The following is a 22,197-nucleotide window of genomic DNA, read 5'->3' as shown; positions in this document are numbered from 1 at the left end:
CCCTTTGGCCGCTCGGGAACCCCTCCCCAAGTGCGAGGCGCATACTAACAGATCTGTCGTGCTTGGGAACCCCCAAGCGGTATTTTTCCATTAAAAGAGTTGGACTTGTGGCCGATAACCAGTGAAATCGCCTTTTTCGAGAGTTAACTCATGCTGCCCAGTTCAATCCGTAATCATCTGCTCGTCGATGAGGGCCAGTTGGGGCAACGTCTCAACCAGGATCTTCAGCATGGCGATCGGGCGGATTTCCGATTGCTGTTGGCGCTGCTCACCGATGCGGTGGAGGAACAGCCCTGGTTCGATGCCAAGCCGGCTGCAATCCCGGACCAGCGGGAGTGGCGAGCATATTTTGAGCTGCGAGAGGCGCCGGTGTTGATGGCAGAGGGGGCGGGGAGTGACTGCAGTGCCATCAATGAGCGGTTGCAACAAGGAGGAAGTATGGTGGATGTGCGGCTCTGGCTGGCACTGCAAACGCCGCCACTGGTTGCCAGACAGCCGCTGATCGATGAGGCGGTGTTTGACAATCTGACGCTGCTGGGCCGCGAGAAACTGCAACACAAGGTCGTCAGTGCGCCGCGTGAGGAGGATCCGCTGGTGCTGTTGCCGATACTCGACAGATTAGAGCAAGGGGTCGATACCCGTCTTCACTGGCTCAGTTAGGGAGTGGTGTGTATCTTGATCTGCGTGTTGATAATCAGACAAGCATAGAGGCGGGATAACCCGCCTTTATGCTTGTGGTAAACAGTATGTCTTATGCGTCAGCTTCGTCCGGTTCAACCTGCTCCTTAAGCGCGGTATTGGCACGACGGGCAATGGGTTTTTCGGTATGGCGATTGAGTTGGCGTTCCAGTTTTTGCCCCAGCTCGTTGATGGCGGCGTAGAGATCCTCATGCTCTGCCTGGGCAAACAGTTTGCCGTTGGGGATGCCAGCACTGGCTTCGACAATGAACATCAGACGCTCTTTGGAAACAATCACATGGGGTGTGATGAGAGGCACCTGAAGACGTTCGAGCTTTTCAAAACGGGATTCAATACGCTCGCGGATAGACGGGGTGATGTCGATGATTTTGCTGGTAATTTCGATTTTCATATTGGCCCCCTTCGGGTCGTCTTGCTTGTGTCTTCACCCTCAGATTACTCATTGATAGAGATTGAAATGTGATTTGCATCACATAACAATCCCTTAGCTATTCGGCAACTTATAAATTGTGATCTTTTCCGGTTTCGTGCCAAAAACAGCTTGAGCTCCATGAAACTGGCAGGCAGTATGGCGGGAATAGGATCGTTTCTGTCCCTTCTTGGCAGCACTTCGTGTCGACCTCATGTCCGGTTTCCACTGCTTGATATCGCATGTTTGTACTCTTCCCTCACAACCCTCTGATCTAGAGGATGCAGGGGGCGTTGCTATGCCTGATTGGACATCAACGTGGTTGGTTGTCGTGTTGGAGTGGTAAATGAAGCAGCAAGCCACGCAAGTCATGTGGTTTTTCGATCGGCAACATGATCAGTGGAGTCTCTCCGATCAGGGGGCTTACCAGCAGTGGCAAGGGGAGGGCAATCATCCCTGGGCCGCTCGCCTGTTACCGGAAGATGAGGCTGGTTTTGCCGATTTTCTCGACCGGCTTCATGAATCACGTCTGCCTGGGCAGTTTATTGGTCATCTTAAAGATGATCAGGGGCTGCTCAATCATATGCTCTGGAGCGGCCAGTTTGTGCCCACTCTGCAGATCTGCTGTGGCTGGCTGGCCCCGCTCGACAGTGCCAACAGCGTGGTATCCGCCGTCAACCTCTCGCTGCCCTTGCTGCAAACCACCCTGCTCACCCAGTTGGCACAGGCGCTCTCTGCCCGCACCGGGCTCGATTTCTTCAATACCCTGGTCAGCCAGCTGGCTCATATCCTCAAGATGGATGCGGTCTGGGTGGGGGCGCTGTGTGGTGCAGATCGGATTCGTGTGCTGGCCGCCGACGGGCTGGCACAAAAAGACTACCCGCTGGCGGGCTCCCCCTGTCAGGAGCTCTACAAGCAAGGGGCCATCTGCTTCGAGGTGATCGAGGGGTCGCAGGAGTATCAACCCTGGCTGGTGGCCGGGCAGACCTACTATGGTCAACCGCTGTTTGATGCCAGAGGTCGGTTGCTTGGTCATCTGGCGTTGCTCTATTCGACCCCTGCAGATACCAGCACCCTCACTTCGGTGCTTAATACTTTTTCAGTCCGGATGGTGGCCGAGTTGGAGCGGTTGCAGTCCGATGCCCAGATGCGCCTATCTGCGGTAGCTTTCGAAACCCACGAGGGAATCATCATCACCGATCCGGAGTTCAAGATCCTGCGGGTCAACAACGCCTTTAGCCAGATCACCGGTTTTGACAGCCAGTCGGTACTTGGCCTGCATCTGGAAGAGGATCTTTGGCCAAATCTGGGGGGATTGGGCTATGAGCTCAATACCCTGAGTCGCTGGCAGGGGGAGACCGAGCGTCGCCATGTCGATGGTCATACCTATCCCCAGTGGGAGATAGTGACGCCGGTGCAGGATGAAAAAGGGGTGATCAGTCACTTTGTCATCTGTTTCGAGGATATCTCCGAGCGCAAGGCGGCCGAGCGGCGCATTCAGGCTCTCGCCTATTACGACGAGCTGACCGGATTGCCCAATCGCCGTCAGCTGCACGAGACCCTGGTGCAGACCTTCAACGAGGCAACCCGCGACGGCCTGATTGGTGCGCTGCTCTTTATCGACCTTGACCACTTCAAGACCATCAATGACTCCCTCGGCCATGCCACCGGTGACTGGCTGCTCAAGGAGGTCGCGATCCGGCTCAAACGGTTGGTTCGACAGGGCGATTGTCTGGCCCGTCTCGGCGGTGACGAGTTTGTGCTGCTGTTGCCATCGCTCTCGGCCAGCCCGCCCCAGGCGGAGATGCAGGCCGATCTCATTGCCGAGCGACTCATCACCGAGATTGCCGCGCCTTATTCCTATGGGGGGCAGGCGTTGCATATCGGCGCCAGCGTCGGAATTACTCTGTTTCCGGGGCGGGAGCAGGGGGTAGATGATCTGCTCAAGCAGGCGGATACGGCTATGTATCAGGCCAAGTCCGCTGGCCGCAAGACCCGTCGTTTCTTCGATGCTTCGATGCAGCAGCAGGCGGATCGCCGTCTACTCATTCACAACGAGCTGCGCAATGCCCTCAGTCAGCAGGAGCTTACCCTCCATTATCAACCGCAGCACATGGTGGACGGAGGGGACATCATAGGTGTCGAGGCGCTGATCCGCTGGCAGCCAGCCGGTCGCTCGCTGGTCTCGCCGGCAGAGTTTATTCCCATCGCCGAGGAGACGGACCTGATTGTCGATATCGGCAACTGGGTGCTGCACGAGGCGTGCACCCAGTATGTACGGTGGGAGGAGAACGGCATCCACATTCCGCAGATCTCGGTCAACGTCAGTGCCAAGCAGTTCCATGCCACCGATTTTGTCGAGCGGATCCACGATGTGCTGGCACAAACCGGCATGGATCCGGCCTGCCTCAATCTGGAGATCACCGAATCCGTGGTGCTGGGTCATGCCGAGGACACCATCAGCAAGATGACCGAGCTCAAGGAGCTCGGCATCAGCTTTGCCATCGACGATTTTGGCGCCGGTTACTCCTCCCTGAGCTACCTCAAGCGGCTGCCTGCCGATGAGCTCAAGATCGACCGATCCTTCATTCAGGACATCCCGAAAGATGGCGACAACATGGCCATCGTTGAGGCGGTGATCGCCATGGCGCGACATATGGGGTTCAACGTCACGGCGGAAGGGGTGGAGTCCCGTCAGCAACTGGAGTTTCTCAAGGCGCAGGGGTGCAGTTTCTATCAGGGTTATCTCGCCTCCAAGCCGCTGCCGGTGCCCTATCTGGAGAAATATGTACAGCGCCTGACCAGACCGGATCAGATGCGCGAAATGCAGCTGAGGGAGGCAGAAAAATAGTCCCTGCTCCCCGCTGTAGCGCTGCTCGGCAACGGGTAGAATGAGAGGCAGTAGACCCACCGCCACCGGGCGGTGTATTGCCCTCAATGGAGATGTTCAGTGAAAGCTGTATGGGGAATAGTTTTGTCGGCGCTGTTTGTGCCGACCCTGATGGCGCAGACTGCCGACCAGACGCTCTACCGTCAGGCGTATGACGCCGTACGGGCCAATGATCAGGCCCGTTTCCAGCAAATTCGTGCCCGTTTGACCCATTACCCCCTGTTGCCCTATCTCGATTACTATCAGCTCGCCTTTCGTCCGGGGGCGGCGGATTACAACGATGTGACCCGCTTTATCCGCCAGCATGGGGATACCCCCCAGTCCAACCGGCTGGAGCGCAGTTATCTGACCTATCTGGCCCAGAGCCAGCAGTGGTCGCAGTTCCTGCGCTTCTATCCGGCCAAGCCGAGCTCCACCGATCTGCTCTGCATGCACTATCAGGCGCTCTATTACACCGGCAAGCCGAAAGAGGCGTTGCAGGGGGCGGGCAAGATCTGGATGAGCGGTCAATCGCGCCCCGATGCCTGCTCACCGCTGTTCCAGCTGTGGCAGGCATCCGGTCAGCGAACCCAGGAGAAGATCTGGCAGCGGATGACGCTGGCGTTCGAGGCGGAAAACCCCAATCTGATCCGCCACCTTGGCGCGACCTTGGGGAGTGGCTTGCAAAGCTATGGCGATCAGATGGTGACCCTGTTCGAGCAGCCCGCCAAGGCGATGAACCCGGCCTATTTCAGCAGCAATCCCTATTCCCGCAAGCTGCTCTCCCTCGGCTTGACCCGCTATGCCAATCAGGAGCCTGAGTCGGTGCTGCACCAGCTTGCGCTGTTTCGTAGCCGTTTTGGCCTGACCCAGGCCGAGGTGAAACCGGTAGAGCGTGCCATTGCTCGCCGCCTGCTGCTGGATCGCTCCATTGCCCAGCGCAGCTGGGTCGACAGCACGGTGAAAAAGCTGGCGGATCCCGACATTACCGAGCTGCGGGCGCGACTGGCCATCTGGGAGCAGGATTGGCGTGGCCTCTCCGGCTGGGTGAAGATGATGCCGATGGCCCGTCAGAAAGAGGATCGCTGGCGCTACTGGATGGCTCGCTCCCTTGAGGTGCAGGGGCAGCAAAAACCGGCGCGGGATCTCTATCTGGAGACTGCCAACCTGCGCGGTTTCTACGGTTTTATGGCCGCCCAGCGCACCGGAGTGCCTTATCGCATCAAGAACCAGAGCGTCAAGCATGTACCGGACTGGCGTACGGCCAGCCAGCGCTGGCCCTTCCTGTTGCGGGTGCGCGAATTGCTCTCGATGAACGAGATTGCAGCGGCCCGCTCGGAGTGGATCCACAACATGGATCGCAATCCGGTGGCCCAGCGTATCGAGTTTGGGCATATCGCCCTCAATCAGGGCTGGCACGAGCTGGCCATTCTCGCCAGCATTCGCGCCGAAGCGTGGGATGCTCTCGACCTGCGCTTCCCGCTGCCGCTCAAACGCACCTTCTCCCAGATGGCGCAAGAGCGCACCATGAACACCAGTTTGCTCTATGCCATCTCCCGTCAGGAGAGTGCCCTCTATCCGCTGGCCCAGTCGCCGGTGGGGGCGCGCGGTCTGATGCAGCTGATGCCTGCTACAGCCAAAGAGACTGCCGGCAAGCTGGGTGTGCCCTATCGAAGTGAACAGCAACTGTTTGATCCGACGATGAATATTCGTCTGGGGAGCGCCTATCTCAAGCGCTTGCTGGATGTCTATGACGGCAACCGGATCCTGGCGGCAGCCGCCTATAACGCCGGGCCGGGCCGGGTCAAGCGCTGGCGTGAACAGAGTGACAACAAGCCGATGGACGTCTGGGTCGAGAGCATCCCGTACAAGGAGACCCGTAACTACGTACAGAATGTGTTGTCATTCGATCTCATCTATCAGCACAAGTTGCAGCAGCCGCTGCGCTTCATGTCAGAGCGGGAGCTCAATCACGCCTATTGAGCTGGGGGGGGCTACCAGCCGGCCCCTGTTTTCAAATTTTTCTGTAGTCTGGTATCATCGGGTAAGGTTTTGTTACCAAAGGAAACATGCCCGGTGACCTGGCTCCGGGAATTGCATTAGACCGCAGGGTATACTCAGGCGTCGGCACCGACAGATTCCCCCACAATGAAGGAATGGATAGTGGCAACGATTAAAGACGTTTCTCAGCTGGCAAATGTGTCTATCTCCACCGTATCGCGGGTTATCAACAACACGGCACAGGTAGCACCGGAAAAGCGTGAGGCCGTACTGGCGGCCATGAAGGAACTGAATTTTCGACCCAACAGTTTTGCCCAGGCACTGGTCAGCAAGCGTTCCAACTGCATTGGCGTGCTGGTTGGCGACCTCTGCGGCGGCCCCTTCTTTGCCCAGATGATGCGTGGCATAGAGAGCATGGTTGATCGGGCCAACAAGTTCACCATTGTCATGTCTGGCAACCACGATATCGCGCGCGAGCGTCACGCCATTCAGGCGCTGCTGCAGCGTCAGTGCGATGCCTTGATCCTCCACAGCAAGGCGCTCCCGGACGAAGAGCTGAGCGAGCTGGCGGCAGGCTCTACCCCTATCGTTTTCATCAACCGTCAGGTGCCGGGCTTTGAGGATCGCTGCGTCTGGTTCGATAACCAGGCGGGGATCTCTACCGCGTGCCAGCACTTGCTGGATGCCGGTCATCGCAACATCGCCTTTATCACCTCCGATGATGAAGAGTTTGTCGATGGTCAGCAGCGGATGGCCGGTTACACCCAGACCCTGGCCAGAGCCGGGATCGCCTTTGATCCTGCTCTCGTCAGCCGCGCCTTTGCCGACGAAAATGGCGGCTATGTGGCGATGAGTGAATTGTTGGCCCGTGGCGTCGAGTTCACGGCCGTGCTCGGTTTCAACGACGGCATGGTGGCGGGGGCGATCTCTTGCCTGCTGGAGCGGGGTTACAAGATCCCGCTGCAGGTGTCGGTGGTAGGGTTCGACGATATCCCCTACGCCCGCTACATCTATCCCAAGCTCACCACGGTACGCTACCCTATTGAGGAGATGGGCAGCCGCGCTGCCGAGCTGGCGTTGCGTCTGCTCGATCACAAGCCGGTGGATGGGTTGCCGCTCAAATTTGAAGCACAGCTGGTGGAGCGTGAATCGGTCGCCTGATGAAGCTCGATCTGCGAATAATAACCAGGCCCATCGGGGCCTGATTATTTTCTGCGTTACCTGAAGAATTCGCTATATATTCCATCAAGGCGATCCGATGCTGGTGGTGGAGCCCCTCTCTGCCACCTGTCTCTTAAGACAAAAATCCCCAGCCGATGCTGGGGATTTTTACCTTAAGAGACCACCACGAGGGGGGGCGGTGCAGGCTTGCCGAGTGATCAGGCGGCGTGATCGACCTTGTTTGGTTGCTGGGAGAAGCCTTCCAGCTCGCCCGGGGCGAAGTTGTCTACCTGAATCGCTTCGTAGCGCAGGGCATCGGCGGCCAGCAGCTTGTCTGCTTCGTCCTTGCTCAGCACCGATTTGGCCAAAGCGGATTCCACCAGTTCCGGCAGCGCCAGTTTGCGGGGCAGCTTGCCCTCTTTCTGGGCCTGCACCAGTTTCTTCTCGTAGGGCTGCACGGCGACCATGGCCTGGAAGGCGCGCTCCATCAGACCGACCGGATCCGCCTCGTCCTTGCCGACGTAGCAGAGGGCGGTCAGACGGTCGCGGAACTCGCCCGGCTTCATCATGGCCAGACAGATGGCGTGGCAGCGATCGTCTGCTGGCATCTTGTAACCGACGCCGAACGGGAATACCACACGCTTGAGTACGGCACCCACCACCTTGTTCGGGAAGTTCTGGAAGAAGCCCTCGAACGCCTTGCCAATCAGGTAGAGGTTGCGCTCGACCGCGTACTGCACGAACGGCAGATCGGAGACCATACGGCCCTGATCCTCGTAATGCTTGAGGGTGGCGGAGGCCAGGTAGAGGTGGCTCAGCACGTCACCCAAACGGGCGGAGATCATCTCCTTGCGCTTGAGATCGCCACCCAGCATCAGCATGGAGACGTCGGCGCACAGGGCCAGCCCTTTACTCATGCGGGAGAGCTGCTTGTAGTGGCGAGCGGTTTCGCCGGCTACCGGTGCACTGTTGAACTGACCCAGGGTCAGTCCCTGGAACAGGGAACCGAAGAAGTTGCCGGCGCCGAAGGCGATGTGCTTCATCAGCAGGGCGTCAAACTTCTCGAGACCGCGCTCCACGTCGGTATCAGCCGCCGCTTCCAGCTCGGCAAAGACGTACGGGTGGCAGCGGGTGGCCCCTTGCCCGAAGATCATCAGGTTGCGGGTCAGGATGTTGGCCCCTTCCACCGTGATGGCGACCGGAATACCCATGTAGGCGTAGCCTGTGTAGTTTTTCGGGCCCAGCTGGATGGCACGACCGGCGTGGATGTCCATGGAGTCATCCATGATCTGACGCGCCATCTCGGTCATGTGGTACTTGGAAATCGCGGTGACGATGGCCGGTGCCTGACCCAAATCCAGCGAACCGGCGGTCATGCGACGGGCCCCTTCCAGCTGATAGGTGAGGCCGCCGATGCGAGCCAGCGCCTCTTGCACACCTTCAAACTTGCCGATGGACATGCCGAACTGCTTGCGTACATAGGAGTAGGCGCCCACGGTACGGCTCGCCATATGACCGCAAGCGGTGCCAAGGGCAGGCAGCGAGATGCCGCGACCGGCGGAGAGGCACTCCACCAGCATGCGCCAGCCGCGACCGGCGTAATCCGGGCCACCGATGATCCAGTCGAGCGGAATGAACACATCCTTGCCGAAGGTCGGGCCGTTTAGGAACGCCAGACCCATGGGGTAGTGGCGATCGCCGACGCGCACGCCTGGGTGGCTGGTAGGGATAAGCGCGCAGGTGATGCCCAGCTCTTCCTTGTCACCCAGCAGCTTTTCCGGGTCATAGAGTTTGAATGCCAGCCCCAGCACGGTAGCGCGAGGCGCCAGGGTGATGTAGCGCTTGTTCCAGTTGAGGCGAATCCCCAGCACCTCTTCACCCTTGTGCATCCCTTTGCAGACGATCCCCTTGTCAGGAATGGCGCCCGCATCGGAGCCCGCTTCCGGCCCGGTCAGGGCGAAGCAGGGCACCTCTTTGCCATTGGCCAGCCCCGGCAGCCAGAAATCTTTCTGGGCCTGGGTGCCGTAGTGCATCAGCAGCTCGCCCGGGCCTAGGGAGTTCGGCACCATGACGGTAACCGCCACGCTCAGGCTCTTGGTGGCAATGCGGGTGACGATGGTGGAGTTGGCAATCGCCGAGAACTCGCGGCCACCATAGGATTTCGGAATGATCAGGGAGAAGAAGCCTTCCTTCTTCAGATAGTCCCACACCGGTTCTGGCAGGTCTTTGGTTTCATTGACGATCTTGAAGTCGTCAACCATGGCGAGCAGGGTTTCGACCTGATTGTCGATAAAAGCCTGCTCCTCTGCGGTCAGCTCGGCCTTGCCGTAGCCGTGCAGTTTTTTCCAGTCGGGGTTGCCGCGAAACAACTCGCCATCCCACCAGACGGAGCCGGCTTCCATGGCCTCCCGCTCGGTGGCTGACAAGGGCGGCAGTATCTTTTTGAAGATGCCGAACACCGGACGGGTTACCACCTTTTTACGGATGGAGGGTACGCCGAGCACAACGGCTATCGCCAGCACCAGCAGGACAAGCAATGTGATCATACCGAAGTTCCTTCTATTTCACTGTTTCCGTTGATTTATTGTTGGTTGTTACACGGCCAGGGAGAGCCTGGTCGACTCCACGGGCGCCCCGACTCCGGACGCCAGATAAGGAATAACATTGCGCACCAGCCCTTCCACATCGAGCTGTTGGCCAAAGTCGGCCAGGGCGATGTCGCGCAGCGCATCGGCGGAGGCCATGGTGAACACGACGGTGCCCAAGGTGAAGTGCAGGCGCCAGAAGAGATCCGCTGGCGACAGAGCCGGATTGGCCTTGGAGATCGCCTGGGTGATCCGCTGCAAAATGGGACCGTAATGGGCAGTGATAAAGCGACGCAGGTGGCCCTGGCTGTCGATATAACCGCGCCCCAGCAGTTGCATGAAGATCGCCGGGCCGTTGGCCCGCACCGCCGAGAGTTTCATCAGCGGTTCGACAAAACTTTCAAAGAGTTGCAGCAGGGTCAGCTGCTCCTGCTCCATCAGCACCCGCAGGCGGGCATCCAGATCGGGCATGAACAGACTCAGATAGCGGTCGAGTACCGCCTGGATCAGCTCCTTCTTGGAGCCGAAGTGATAGTTCACCGACGCCAGATTGACGTCGGCCTCACTGGTGATCAGACGCAAAGAGGTATCGGCAAATCCCCGCTCGGCAAACAGCACTTCAGCGGCGTCGAGAATACGGTTTTTGGTATCGATTTTACTCACTGGACACCTCACTTAAACGAATGTTTAAAAAGTACGTTTCATAACGTGAAGTGTCAAGAGAATGTGAATGAGTGTTAGCGGAATGTTTTTCGATGAAAAAAGCAAAGTGGGCGGAACTTAGTCAAAAAGCAGGACTCTATATCTATGCCACTGCAATTAAACATTAAGTCTCGCCCAACCTGCACCATGCTAGTTGGGCCTTTTTTTGCGCGTTTGTTACCGGTTTGCGGTTTGCAGGCAAAAAAAACCGCCGCAGGGCGCGACGGTGGGGAAAGTGAGTTCGCGTCATCCTGACGGCAAACTGTCGATGCGAGTTCAGGCAGGTATCGACGGGGGCAGTATGCCAGCCAGAGCCCCTCAGACTATGTCAGCTTCGCGGTATTTTGTGACAAAGTGTGGCAAGCACTGGCGTGGCCCGAGCCGCTGCTCTTTGCTATGCTGCCCTTTCAAAATATGAGGGGAGAGAAGATGAAGTACCCGGTCGATACCCACACTCACACCATTGCCAGCACCCACGCCTACAGCACCATCCATGACTATCTGCCGATAGCCAGGGCCAAGGGGATTAAGCTGTTTGCCACCACGGATCACGGCCCCGAGATGGCCGATGCCCCTCATGTCTGGCACTTTGCCAACTTGCCAATACTGCCAAGAGTGGTGGATGGGGTAGGGATCCTGCGGGGTATCGAGGCCAACATCAAAAACCTGGAGGGGGAGATCGATTTTCCCGAGCGTTACGAGTCGCGCCTCGACATGATCATGGCGGGTTTTCATGAGCAGGTATTCCCTCCCTGCGATCAGGCAACCCATACCCAGGCGATGATCAACGCCATCAAGAGCGGCCGGGTCGACATGATCAGCCACCCGGGCAACCCCTCATTTCCCATCGATATTCAGGCGGTGGTCAAGGCGGCGGCGGACTATCGGGTAGCGCTGGAGATCAACAACTCCTCCTTCATTCATTCCCGCCCGGGGAGCGAAGGCAACTGCCGTGCCATAGTCGAAGCCGCGCGAGATCTGGGGGCCTATCTCACCTTCGGCTCCGATTCCCACGTGGCATTTACTCTTGGAGATTTTGACCACTGCCACCGTCTGGTGACCGAAGCGGGCTTCCCGCAAGAGCGGATCCTGGTGCGCTCCCCCCGCGCCCTGCTCGAATTTCTCGAAAGCCGCGGCCGGGCCCATATCCCCGAGTTTGTCGACCTCTAAGCCCGCTAACACCATGAGCCAACTCATAAAATGGAGTTGTCTCGATTGACACATAGGCTTTTTTGCATGAATCTGAACGGCAACAAGCCGGTATAGCTCAGTTGGTAGAGCAGCGCATTCGTAATGCGAAGGTCAGGAGTTCGATTCCCCTTATCGGCACCAGATCGTGAGGGCAGGTTTCATTTGTGAAACCTGCCCTTTTTACATGGCTTTTGCCAAGGCTCGCTCCACATAGAGATAGCCAATCCCCATCACCTGCTGGGCGCGGCTGAGCTGGCCGAAACGGATATGGGTGGCGTTGACCGCATCGCTGCAGTCGAACGGGTTGGCGCCGGTCTGACTGACGATGGTTTGCAGCCAGGTTTCACCAAAGTCGCAGCTGCGACCATAGAGCCAGATGCGGTTGATGTTGAGGATATTGAGGAAGTTGTAGAGGCTCAGGCCAATGGCGCGGGCCCCTTCGTCCACCAGGGCACGGATCATGGTATCCCCCTGATGGTAGAGCGCGAGCAGTTGGGCGGTATCCAGCTCTACACCAGTCTGCGCCGGGTTGTCGGTACTCGCTTGTTGCTTGAGAAAGACCCGGGCCCGTTTTTTGATGGCAAACAGCGAGGCGACTGTCTCTAGGCAGCCATAGCGGCCGCAGGCACAGGCGCTGCCGTCCGGATTGATGATGGTGTGGCCTATCTGGCCGCTGCCAAACAGGGCACCCCGGTAGATCTGGTCGTTGATGATAAAGGCGGACCCGATGCCGTAATCGACGTTGATGACGCAAAAATCCCCGTTCCCTTCCCGGCCCTGCCACTTCTGGGCCAGTGCCAGCATGATGCAGTCGTTATCCACCATCACCTCGCAGCCGAGGCGATCCTCCAGCAGGTACTTGAGCTCAACTGGCGCGTGCCAGGGGGCTTGCGGCATGGTTTGCGATACCCCGGTCGCCGGGTTGACCTGACCGTGTACCGCCAAGGCCAGCCGGATCGCCAGTCCCTTGTGGCGGCGCTTGTACTGGTAGTAGTGCGCTTCAATCAGGTGCAGCAGTTCATCGGGGGTTTGCGGGGCAATCTTCTGGTCGCTGAACTCATCCAGCGGGGTGATCAGGTTATCCACCAGGATGCTCTCCAGATGGGTGGGGCTGATATTGAGGCAAAGAATGGCCCCCTGGCCGCTGGCAATGCGGTAGCTGCCGCCATTGATGCCGCGCTGGGAGAGGTTCTGATCGCTGTGGCTGATGGCGCCATCGGCCACCAACTCGTCAAGGATCTTGCTGACCGCCGGAATGGAGAGCTCGCAGTGGCGCGCCAGGGTAGACTTGCTCGCCTCCTTCAGCTGATAGAGCAGGGCCAGCAGCACCTGCTTGTTGTGGTGGCGGACCTTCTGGTTGTTCAACCCCATGCTCATAGCTTCACTAAACTCCGCTTACTTTATTGCGTGATCTTTAGGCAATTAATAGTGGTTTAACCATTCTAATCTGGTCTCACTGAAAACTTTACTAACAAATGTTGAGTGAGGCGAAATTAATGAGAGCTGATGTCAAGGTCTGGGTAGAGACCATCTCACTGCCGACCTACGAGGTAGGCGTCGAAGATCCCAACCCCATGTTTCTCGAGAAGCGGGTCTATCAGGGTTCCTCGGGGGGGGTCTATCCCTATGGGGTGATCGATACCCTCACCGGCCAGAAGCAGATGAAGTCCTATCAGGCGGTCTGGCTGGAGAACGACTTTATCAAGGTGATGCTGCTGCCGGAGTTGGGTGGCCGTATCCACCGTGCCTACGACAAGGTGATGAATCGCGACTTCGTCTATTACAACGAGGTGATCAAACCGGCGCTGGTGGGGCTGGTGGGGCCCTGGATCTCCGGTGGCATCGAGTTCAACTGGCCGCAGCACCACAGACCCACCACCTTCATGCCTGTGGATTTCACCATTGCGGAGCGCGAGGGGGGCGCCAAGACCGTTTGGCTCGGCGAGGTGGAACCGATGCGCGGTCTGCAGGTGATGGCGGGCTTCACCCTCTATCCCGACAAGGCGCTTATCGAGATCACTGGCAAGGTGTTCAACGGCAACGACACGCCGCGCCACTTCCTCTGGTGGTCCAACCCGGCGGTGAAAGGAGGCGATGCCCACCAGAGCGTCTTCCCGCCCGATGTGACCGCCGTTTATGACCACGGCAAGCGCGACGTCAGTGCTTTCCCCATCGCCCGCGGCACCTACTACAAGGTGGACTACTCCGCCGGGGTCGATATCTCCCGTTACCGCAATATTCCGGTGCCCACCTCCTACATGGCGGACAAGTCTGACTACGACTTCGTCGGTGCCTACTGCCATGATGAGCAGGGCGGCCTGTTGCACGTGGCGGATCACCACGTTTCGCCGGGCAAGAAGCAGTGGAGCTGGGGCAACTGTGACTTCGGTCTGGCCTGGGATCGCAACCTGACCGATGACAACGGCCCCTACATCGAGCTGATGACCGGGGTCTATACCGACAACCAGCCCGACTTCACCTGGCTGGATGCGGGGGAGGAGAAAGTGTTTGTGCAGAACTTCCTGCCCTATAACACCCTCGGCACCCTGCAAAACGCCAACACCCGCGCCGCCATCAAGCTGGAGCGTAGCGATGATGGCCTCGTCTGCGGGGTCTATGCGGTAGCACCGCTTTGCGGGGCTCAGTTCGAGGTAAGTGACGAGGGAGGAGTACTGTTTACGCAACCTCTGGATCTGCAGCCGGGTCAGGCCTGGCTTGAGCCGCAGGCCATCACCAGCGAGGGACGCTTGCAGGTTCGTCTGCTGGATGAGCAGGGCCAGCCGATCCTGAGCTATCTCGAGCATCAGCCCGCAGGCGAGGCCTTGCCGGATCCTGCCACCGCACCGGAGCCCGCCGTCAATCTCGACTCGGTCGATGAACTCTACTTCATCGGCCAGCATCTTGAGCAGTATCTGCACGCCAGCCGCTCGCCCTTTGATTACTACCTGCGGGCGCTGGAGCTTGATGGCGGCGACTACCGCTGCAACCTGGCGCTGGCAACGCTGGAGTACAACCGCGCCAACTATGAGCCGGCACTGGCCTACGTCAATCAGGCGCTGACCCGTGCCCATCGCCTCAACAAGAACCCCCAGTGTGGCAAGGCGAGCTTGCTGCGGGGCCATATCGAGGAGCGTTTGGGCCAGTTCGATGCCGCCTTCGATGACTTCTACAAGGCGACCTGGAGTGGCAACTGCCGCGACAGCGGCTTCCTCGGACTGGCCCGCATCGCCATGGTGCGTCGCGATGCCTCGCAGGCGCTGCAATTTGTCGAGCGCAGCCTAGCCGTCAACGGCACCCATTACGGCGCTATGGCCCTCAAAGGGTTGGCGCTGCTGGAGTCTGGCCAGCGGGAGGCAGCCATCGCCTATATCGACGAGCAGCGCGTTCGTTATCCACTTCACTATCAGCTGGCCTTCTTGCGCTGGCTGGCAAGCGAGCAGCCGAGCGATCTCGAGGCGCTGCGCACCCTGTGCAACGGGCGCGGGGTGAATCTCTGCTTCCTAGTAAGCGATCTGCTGGCATTGGGACGGCCCGAGTTGGCGCAGCAACTGCTCTCAACACTGCCGGTGGAGGAGACCCTGCCGCTGCTGTTCCAGGCTGCATTGTTGCCGGAAGGTGAGGTGCAGTATGCCCTGCTGGTGCGAGCCGAGCTGGCGTTTAGCCGCAAGGTGCGCTTCCCCAATACCCTTGGCGAAGTGACCATACTGGCGCAACTGCCCCATAGCTGGTTTGCCAGCTACCTGCTGGGCTGCTTCCACTACAGCAAGCGTAGCTACCCGCAAGCCATCGCCCTGTGGCAGCAGGTGTGCGAGCTGGCGCCCGGGTTTGCCCCGGCATGGCGCAACCTTGGCATCTATCACTTCAACAAGAGCGGCGATCCGGTGGCGGCCGAGCAGTGTCTGAGCCGGGCCTTTGCTCTCAAGCCGGATGATGCCCGTTTGCTGTTTGAACTGGATCAGCTGCACAAGCGCTGCGCCATGGCACCCAACGAGCGGTTGGCGCTGCTGGAGGCGCATCGTGAGGTGGCCCTCAAGCGCGACGACCTGACCGCCGAACTGCTCGGTCTCTATCACATCACCGGCCAGCTGGACGCGGCGGCAGAGATCTTGCGGCTGCGCGAATTCCACCCCTGGGAGGGGGGGGAGGGCAAGGTGACCGGTCAGTATCTCATCAATCAGCAGCGCCGGGCGCTGGCGTTGATGACTAAGGGACGTCACGAGCAGGCTATTCCGTTGCTGCAACAGGCGCTGCACTACCCCCACAATCTGGGAGAGGGGCGTCTGGTGGGACAGACCGATAACGATATTCATTACCTGTTAGCGCTCTGCCATCTGGCCTGTGACAACCAGAGTCTGGCGGCTCAGTGCCTGCAACAGGCCTGTCTGGGTCAGGGGTCGCTGGGGGCCAGCCGCTATTACAACGATCAGCCGGTGGATTACCTCTTCTATCAGGGTATGGCGCTGGCACGTCTTGGTCGGGTGGCGGAGGCGCAGCGTCTCTTTGAAGGGATGGTGGCGTGGGCCGAGCAGGCGATGGACGAGTCGGTCGAGGCGGACTTCTTCGCTGTCTCACTGCCGGATCTCATCGTGCTGGATGACGACCCGCAGCACAAACATCGTCAGCACTGTCTGTTGGTCAGGGGGCTCGGCCTGCTGGGGCTGGGTCAGCGGGATGGTTGTGAACAGACCTTGCGAGAGCTCCTCACCCTTAACCCGGCTCACGACAAGGGGCACCTTTTTGTCCTGATCTGCCGCGAGCTGTCACTCAATCCATCAAAGCCATAACAACAACGGACGCCCTGCCACAGTATGGGGCGTCATTTCACCCTACAATCGACAAGATAGAAAGGATGAGTCATGGAACACACTAAAAGTCAATTGGATACGAATGGGCTCAATATGGGCTACGTCTGGATGATCTGTTTGGTGGCCGCCTGCGGTGGCCTGCTGTTTGGCTACGACTGGGTGGTGATCGGCGGGGCCAAGCCCTTCTATGAGGCCTATTTCTCCATCACCGACCCGGCCCAGTCCGGCTGGGCCATGAGCTCGGCATTGGTGGGTTGCGTGCTGGGGGCAGCCATCTCCGGCTGGTCATCCGATCGCTTCGGTCGCAAGAAGCCGCTGATCCTGGCCGCCATCCTCTTCACCATCTCGGCGTGGGGCACGGCTGTGGCCAGCAACTTCGATCTGTTCGTGGTCTATCGCATCATCGGCGGGATCGGCATCGGTCTGGCTTCTGCGCTCTCGCCCATGTACATCGCCGAGATCAGCCCGGCCGACAAGCGGGGCAAGTTCGTCGCCATCAACCAGCTTACTATCGTGATCGGGGTGCTGGCGGCTCAGCTGGTGAATCTGATGATCGCCGATCCGGTGGCGAGCAATGCGACTCAGGCCGATATTCTGGCGACCTGGAATGGACAGTCCGGCTGGCGCTGGATGTTCGGTGCCGAGCTGGTACCTGCGCTGGCGTTTCTGGTGTTGATGTTCTTCGTGCCGGAGTCGCCGCGCTGGTTGGCCAAAGATGGTCAGTATGAGAAAGCCTCCCGCATGCTCGGCAAGATTGGCGGGGATGCCTATGCCAAGCAGACCCTGGCCGATATCCGTCAGACCCTGGTGGGTGAGACCCACAAGGTCTCGCTGGCTGAGCTGAGCAAACCCTCGGTGCGGCCGATCCTCATCATCGGGATCGTGCTGGCGGTCTTCCAGCAGTGGTGCGGTATCAACGTGATCTTTAACTATGCGCAGGAGATCTTTGCCTCCGCCGGGTTTGACATCAACAGCACCCTCAAATCCATCGTCGCCACCGGTCTTATCAACCTGCTGTTTACCCTGATCGCGCTGCCCATGGTGGACAAGATTGGCCGCCGCAAGCTGATGCTGATTGGCTCGGCGGGACTGACCATCATCTATGGCATGATGGCTGCGGCCTACGCCACAGGCGTGCTGGGGCTGCCAGTGTTGCTGCTGGTGCTGGCGGCCATCGCCATCTATGCCCTGACCCTGGCGCCGGTCACCTGGGTGCTGCTCTCCGAGATCTTCCCGAACCGGGTTCGGGGTCTGGCGATGTCGGCCGGAACCTTGGCGCTCTGGATCGCCTGCTTCGTGCTGACCTACACCTTCCCGCTGCTCAACGCCGGGTTGGGGGCCGCAGGTAGCTTCCTGCTCTATGGCCTGATCTGTTTCGCCGGTCTCATCTTTATCTATCGCAAGGTGCCCGAGACCAAAGGGGTGACGCTGGAGGCGCTGGAAGCCCAGCTGGCCCAGGGCAAGGTCAAGCTGACGCCGACCAAGGCGAGCGCCTCGGCATGACGGTTTACACATTGGGCAACCCGCATCTTCGGATGCGGGTTTCAACACAAGGGGCCTGTCTGCTGGGGTTGGAGGATGAGCAGGGGCGCCCGCTGCTGCGAGATACCGAGCCTGATGTGCCGTGGCATCCCGGGCAGAGCGCGCTGTTTCCCATGTTGCCACTGGCCAATCGGGTCGCAGGCAACCGTTTTGAGTTGTGGGAGGAGACGCATGATTTACCAGAAAGTCCCATTGATCCCGATTTCTTTTTGCATGGGGATGGCTGGCTACAGCGATGGCAACCGGTGGCGTTGACCGACAGCTCAGTGACTTTGCAGTTCACCAGTCAGAATGGCTCCTTTCACTATCTGGCGGAGATCGACTATCGGCTGCAGGGTGTGAGCCTGGTGGCGCGGATCAGCCTGACCCATCTTGGGGAGAGCCCCTGCCTCTACGGTGCGGGTTTTCACCCCTTCTTCTGGCGCGACGAGCAGACAAAAATTCGCTTTCTGGCGAGCGGCGTCTGGCAAGAGGGAGCGGATCATCTGCCGACCGACTGGTCGAGCAGACTGGCGCCCCACCTCGATTTTCGTCAGTGGACTCGCCCGCAAGGCTGGCTCAATCACTGTTATGGCGGCTGGCGTGGTCAGGCCGAGCTTGACCATCCTGCCCGCCAGCAGCGGCTGCTGGTTGCAAGCGAGTGTGCCTTCCTGATGCTCTACCAGCCCGATGAGGGGAGTGGCTTCGTCTGTCTGGAGCCCCAGAGTCACGCAGCCAATGCCCACCACCTGGCCGGTCACCCCGGTTTGCGGCTACTTGCCAGAGGTGACCGTATGAGTATCGGTATGACCCTGACTTTGGCGTCCGGAGGCTAACGCAATTCTGCCGCGATCAGTGGGGATCCGCCGGTACCAGCAGTACCTCGATCCCGGCATGACGCAAGCCAGTCAGCACGTCTGCTGGCAGAGCATCATCGCTGATCAGGGTATGAATACGCGGGGTGTCGATAATCTTGTGCAGGCTGCGTCGGCCAAATTTGCTGGAGTCGGTGACCACGATGATCCGCTCGGCGACCTGACACATGCAGCGGTTAAGGCGCGCTTCATCCTCGTGATGGGTACTGACACCACGCTCGAGGTCGATGCCATCCACCCCGAGAAACAGCAGGTCAAAATGGTAGTTTTGCAGGGATTGCTCGGCCTGCGCCCCATAGAACGAGAGTGATTTGCGGCGCAGTTGACCGCCGGTCATCAGCAGCTCGACCCCCTCCGCCTCCAGCAGTGCATTGGCCACGTTCATACCGTTGGTCATCACCAGGATCTCCTGATGCTCGCGCAGATGACGCGCCACCTCCAGCGTCGTGGTGCCCGAATCGAGGATAAGACGACACCCGGACGGCACCAGTGTGGCCGCCAGCGCGCCGATCCGCTGTTTGGCCGGCGTATTGAGCACACTTTTGTCGGCTATGGTTCGCTCGGGTACGGCCTGATTGGGTTCACACAACAGAGCGCCCCCATAGGCGCGTACAGCTATCCCTTGTTTTTCCAAAAATGCCAGATCGTTGCGAATGGTGACGGTCGACACCTGATAGTGGGTGGCCAGTTCATTGACCTGAACGCTGCCATTGCTGCGCAGTTGCTGAATGATTCGTTCCCGCCGCTCGCTGGTCCCGAGCGTGCTTCTTTCTGTTGTTTGCATAGTCTCTTCTGCCGGAGTGCTGTGGTGAAAATATTCTTTCACTTCGTTACGTTTTCATATTAACGCTCAGCAGCAGAGTCAAATCAAGCCATTACTAAGCTTTTTCACAGCAATATTTTCATTTCATATCGCCCATCACCTTTCAGTACCTTTCTTTTTTTGTGATCCATCTCAAGAAGATAGAACTCTTTTGTTTCGTTTTCTTTGTGTCGATACTAGGGTAAAGAAAATGAAACGAAAGGTTACTTTCATCTAGAGCAACGAAGGAAGATCAAAATGAAATCCATGCTGGCACTGGTCGAAAGACATAAACAGGGAGAACCGGTCGGGATCTATGCCGTCTGCTCCGCTCACCCGCTGGTGCTGGAGGCCGCTTTGCGCTTGGCCGCCGAAGGGGATCAACTGCTGCTGATCGAGGCCACTTCCAATCAGGTGGATCAGTTCGGTGGTTACACCGGCATGACTCCGGCCGATTTTCGTGATCGCCTCTATCAACTGGCTGCCGAGTGCCACTTTCCGGCGCACCGACTCATCCTCGGGGGTGATCACCTTGGCCCAAACCGCTGGCAAGGTGAGCCAGCCGAGCAGGCCATGGCCCATGCCGAAAAGCTGATTGCCTGCTATGTCGCCGCCGGGTTCAAGAAGATCCATCTCGACTGCAGCATGTCTTGTCAGGGGGACCCGGTGCCGCTGACCGATGAGCTGGTTGCAGAGCGGGCCGCCCGTCTGGCGCAGATCGCCGAGCAAACCTGTCTGGCCACCTTTGGCCAGAGCGATCTGGTCTATGTGATTGGCACCGAGGTGCCGGTGCCGGGCGGTGCTCATGAAGAGCTAGCCGAGCTGGCCGTCACCACCCCGGAAGCGGCCCGTCATACTCTGGAGGCCCACCAGCAAGCCTTCGCTCAGGTTGGTCTGGCCCATATTTGGCCACGAGTGATCGGGCTCGTTGTCCAGCCCGGCGTCGAGTTTGATCATACCCACATCATCGATTATCAACCCGCGAAAGCGGCACCACTGAGCCGGATGATCGAAGCCTACCCTCATCTGGTGTTTGAGGCTCACTCCACCGATTACCAGACCCCCGAGGCTTATCGTCAGCTGGTTCGCGACCACTTTGCCATTCTCAAGGTCGGCCCGGCCCTCACCTTTGCCCTGCGTGAAGCGCTGTTTGCCCTTGCCGCTATCGAAGAGGAGCTGGTTGTCGCCAAGGCGTGCTCGGGCCTGCGCCAGGTGATGGAAGAGACCATGCTGGATCGCCCCGACTTTTGGCGCAGCCACTATCAGGGCAGTGCCAACGAATGCCGACTCGCTCGAGGTTACAGCTACTCAGACCGCATTCGTTACTACTGGCCCGATACGCGCGTCGATGAGTGCTATGCCAGATTGCTCACCAACCTGGCCGCAGAGCCCATCCCCTTGCCACTGCTCAGCCAGAACCTGCCCCTGCAGTACCGCAAGGTTCGTCAGGGCACCCTGTCGGCCAATCCCCATGAGCTCATTCTCGATCAGGTGCAGGAAGTGTTGCGCAGCTATGCCAAAGCCTGCGGCACAGCCAGCCCCTGTCCTTCCCAGCTCGACCCTGTTGTTTAAGGAGTTGTAGACATGATCCTTGGTTACTCAGAAGAGATGCTGCGCACGGCCAACGGCCTGGCGACAGCCCGCGAAATTCAGCAACAACCGGCAACCTGGCGAGAGACCCTTGCCATGGTGGAGGAGTGCAGTCATACACTGGACCACTTTCTCGCCCCCCTGCTCGCCCATGGCAATCTGCGGGTGATCCTGACAGGTGCCGGTACCTCCGCTTTTGCCGGGCGAGCACTGGCTCCTTACCTCTCTGCCCGCCTGAATAGCCGGTTCGAGGCGATTGCCTCCACCGATATCGTCACCGATCCGGCCGAATATCTGGCCGAGGATTGCCCGACCCTGCTCATCTCGTTCGCCCGTTCTGGCAATAGTCCAGAGAGCGTGGCGGCGGTCGAACTGGCCAGCCAGTTGCTCGGCAACTGCCATCATCTGGTGCTCACCTGTAACGGCGAAGGGGCGCTCTATTGCCGCTGCCAACAAGATGCCCGCTCTCTGGCCCTGCTGATGCCGCCCCAGACCAATGATCGCAGCTTTGCCATGACCAGCAGCTTGACCAGCATGATGCTGAGCTGTCTTGCCGTCTTCCTGCCAACACAGTTCAACCAGCAGGCTTGCGCCTCACTGGTTGGCGTCAGTGAAGCGATCCTTGAGCAGGTTGTTCCGCTGGTGCCGGCATGGAATGAGCCGTTGCCACAACGGGTCATCTATCTTGGCAGCGGCAGCCTGCAAGGCGTTGCCCAGGAGTCGGCGCTCAAGTTACTGGAGCTGACCGGTGGTCGGCTGGTCGCCATGTTTGACTCTCCCACCGGTTTTCGCCATGGCCCGAAATCCGTCGTCAATGCACAGACTCTGATCGTCCAGCTCATATCCAACGACCCTTACACCCGGCAATACGATCTGGACCTGCTGCGCGAACTGCGGGCCGACGGTCAGGCCGCTCGGGTGGTCGCCATTGCTGACCAGCATGATCCCCGTATCGAAGAGGGTGAGCACATCTACCTGCCCCACACC

General features: G+C 59.1%; 15 protein-coding genes and 1 tRNA gene. 11 read left to right on the top strand and 5 right to left on the bottom strand.

Going from position 1 to position 22,197, the window contains the following annotated elements:
* The first annotated feature begins 150 nt into the window (after positions 1–150).
* Positions 151–660, top strand: coding sequence for a VC2046/SO_2500 family protein (locus ACRAUW_RS08900; protein ID WP_431361992.1), 510 nt, complete (start codon positions 151–153; stop codon positions 658–660).
* Between the two features lie 91 nt (positions 661–751).
* On the opposite strand, the gene hpf is transcribed toward ACRAUW_RS08900, so the two are convergent.
* Positions 752–1,090 (bottom strand): ribosome hibernation-promoting factor, HPF/YfiA family, encoded by a 339-nt coding sequence (gene hpf / locus ACRAUW_RS08895; RefSeq protein ID WP_431361991.1) that lies wholly within the window; start codon positions 1,088–1,090, stop codon positions 752–754.
* A gap of 364 nt (positions 1,091–1,454) precedes the next feature.
* Between hpf and ACRAUW_RS08890 the strand changes: the two genes are divergently transcribed.
* The 3 genes from ACRAUW_RS08890 (at position 1,455) to ACRAUW_RS08880 (ending at position 7,139) form a co-directional block, all read left to right on the top strand.
* Complete coding sequence (locus ACRAUW_RS08890; protein WP_431361990.1) at positions 1,455–3,959, top strand: putative bifunctional diguanylate cyclase/phosphodiesterase; 2,505 nt, start codon at positions 1,455–1,457, stop codon at positions 3,957–3,959.
* Between the two features lie 99 nt (positions 3,960–4,058).
* A complete protein-coding gene (locus tag ACRAUW_RS08885; RefSeq protein WP_431361989.1) occupies positions 4,059–5,960 on the top strand; it encodes a transglycosylase SLT domain-containing protein in 1,902 nt (633 codons plus the stop codon).
* A gap of 180 nt (positions 5,961–6,140) precedes the next feature.
* Entirely contained in the window at positions 6,141–7,139 is a 999-nt protein-coding gene (locus ACRAUW_RS08880; protein WP_431361988.1) for a LacI family DNA-binding transcriptional regulator, read from the top strand.
* Between the two features lie 218 nt (positions 7,140–7,357).
* Here the strand turns inward: ACRAUW_RS08880 and ACRAUW_RS08875 are convergent, their stop codons facing one another.
* Complete coding sequence (locus tag ACRAUW_RS08875; protein ID WP_431361987.1) at positions 7,358–9,685, bottom strand: acyl-CoA dehydrogenase; 2,328 nt, start codon at positions 9,683–9,685, stop codon at positions 7,358–7,360.
* 48 nt (positions 9,686–9,733) lie between these two features.
* Positions 9,734–10,387, bottom strand: a complete 654-nt coding sequence (locus ACRAUW_RS08870; RefSeq protein ID WP_005334507.1) for a TetR/AcrR family transcriptional regulator — start codon at positions 10,385–10,387, stop codon at positions 9,734–9,736.
* A 468-nt stretch (positions 10,388–10,855) separates the two neighbouring features.
* On the opposite strand from ACRAUW_RS08870, the gene ACRAUW_RS08865 reads away from it, so the two are divergent.
* Complete coding sequence (locus tag ACRAUW_RS08865) at positions 10,856–11,596, top strand: phosphatase (RefSeq protein ID WP_088869562.1); 741 nt, start codon at positions 10,856–10,858, stop codon at positions 11,594–11,596.
* An 86-nt stretch (positions 11,597–11,682) separates the two neighbouring features.
* Positions 11,683–11,758: transfer RNA gene (locus ACRAUW_RS08860), tRNA-Thr, on the top strand.
* 39 nt (positions 11,759–11,797) lie between these two features.
* On the opposite strand, the gene ACRAUW_RS08855 is transcribed toward ACRAUW_RS08860, so the two are convergent.
* Entirely contained in the window at positions 11,798–12,994 is a 1,197-nt protein-coding gene (locus ACRAUW_RS08855; protein WP_431361986.1) for an ROK family protein, read from the bottom strand.
* A gap of 119 nt (positions 12,995–13,113) precedes the next feature.
* Here ACRAUW_RS08855 and ACRAUW_RS08850 point away from each other — a divergent pair, with 119 nt between their 5' ends.
* From ACRAUW_RS08850 to ACRAUW_RS08840, 3 genes are all read left to right on the top strand, one after another.
* Positions 13,114–16,401 (top strand): DUF5107 domain-containing protein, encoded by a 3,288-nt coding sequence (locus tag ACRAUW_RS08850; RefSeq protein WP_431361985.1) that lies wholly within the window; start codon positions 13,114–13,116, stop codon positions 16,399–16,401.
* Between the two features lie 72 nt (positions 16,402–16,473).
* Positions 16,474–17,925, top strand: coding sequence for a sugar porter family MFS transporter (locus ACRAUW_RS08845; RefSeq protein ID WP_431361984.1), 1,452 nt, complete (start codon positions 16,474–16,476; stop codon positions 17,923–17,925).
* The gene (locus tag ACRAUW_RS08840) at positions 17,922–18,779 is read left to right on the top strand and encodes an aldose 1-epimerase (protein ID WP_431361983.1); all 858 of its coding nucleotides are present in this window, start codon (positions 17,922–17,924) and stop codon (positions 18,777–18,779) included. The genes ACRAUW_RS08845 and ACRAUW_RS08840 overlap by 4 nt, the downstream gene beginning before the upstream one ends.
* A 16-nt stretch (positions 18,780–18,795) precedes the next feature.
* Here the strand turns inward: ACRAUW_RS08840 and ACRAUW_RS08835 are convergent, their stop codons facing one another.
* Positions 18,796–19,602: a DeoR family transcriptional regulator gene (locus ACRAUW_RS08835; RefSeq protein WP_431361982.1), complete on the bottom strand. Its 807-nt coding sequence runs from the start codon at positions 19,600–19,602 to the stop codon at positions 18,796–18,798.
* A 276-nt stretch (positions 19,603–19,878) separates the two neighbouring features.
* Here ACRAUW_RS08835 and kbaZ point away from each other — a divergent pair, with 276 nt between their 5' ends.
* The gene (gene kbaZ / locus ACRAUW_RS08830) at positions 19,879–21,192 is read left to right on the top strand and encodes a tagatose-bisphosphate aldolase subunit KbaZ (RefSeq protein ID WP_431361981.1); all 1,314 of its coding nucleotides are present in this window, start codon (positions 19,879–19,881) and stop codon (positions 21,190–21,192) included.
* Positions 21,193–21,204: 12 nt separating this feature from the next.
* A partial coding sequence (locus tag ACRAUW_RS08825; RefSeq protein WP_431361980.1) for an SIS domain-containing protein occupies positions 21,205–22,197 on the top strand: 993 nt, incomplete at its 3' end.

Origin of the sequence: Aeromonas sp., from assembly GCF_050633025.1 — a bacterium.
In the GTDB taxonomy this organism is placed as follows: Bacteria; Pseudomonadota; Gammaproteobacteria; order Enterobacterales; family Aeromonadaceae; genus Aeromonas.
Note: the sequence above shows the minus strand (reverse complement) of the source record. Positions and strands in the feature narration are given on the sequence as shown.

Bases quoted from the DNA above. Each gene is read 5' to 3' on its own strand.
- ACRAUW_RS08900 (WP_431361992.1), top strand. From the start codon at position 151: ATGCTGCCCAGTTCAATCCGTAATCATCTGCTCGTCGATGAGGGCCAG.
- hpf (WP_431361991.1), bottom strand. From the start codon at position 1,090: ATGAAAATCGAAATTACCAGCAAAATCATCGACATCACCCCGTCTATC.
- ACRAUW_RS08890 (WP_431361990.1), top strand. From the start codon at position 1,455: ATGAAGCAGCAAGCCACGCAAGTCATGTGGTTTTTCGATCGGCAACAT.
- ACRAUW_RS08875 (WP_431361987.1), bottom strand. From the start codon at position 9,685: ATGATCACATTGCTTGTCCTGCTGGTGCTGGCGATAGCCGTTGTGCTC.
- ACRAUW_RS08865 (WP_088869562.1), top strand. From the start codon at position 10,856: ATGAAGTACCCGGTCGATACCCACACTCACACCATTGCCAGCACCCAC.
- ACRAUW_RS08855 (WP_431361986.1), bottom strand. From the start codon at position 12,994: ATGAGCATGGGGTTGAACAACCAGAAGGTCCGCCACCACAACAAGCAG.
- ACRAUW_RS08850 (WP_431361985.1), top strand. From the start codon at position 13,114: ATGAGAGCTGATGTCAAGGTCTGGGTAGAGACCATCTCACTGCCGACC.
- ACRAUW_RS08845 (WP_431361984.1), top strand. From the start codon at position 16,474: ATGGAACACACTAAAAGTCAATTGGATACGAATGGGCTCAATATGGGC.
- ACRAUW_RS08840 (WP_431361983.1), top strand. From the start codon at position 17,922: ATGACGGTTTACACATTGGGCAACCCGCATCTTCGGATGCGGGTTTCA.
- ACRAUW_RS08835 (WP_431361982.1), bottom strand. From the start codon at position 19,602: ATGCAAACAACAGAAAGAAGCACGCTCGGGACCAGCGAGCGGCGGGAA.
- kbaZ (WP_431361981.1), top strand. From the start codon at position 19,879: ATGAAATCCATGCTGGCACTGGTCGAAAGACATAAACAGGGAGAACCG.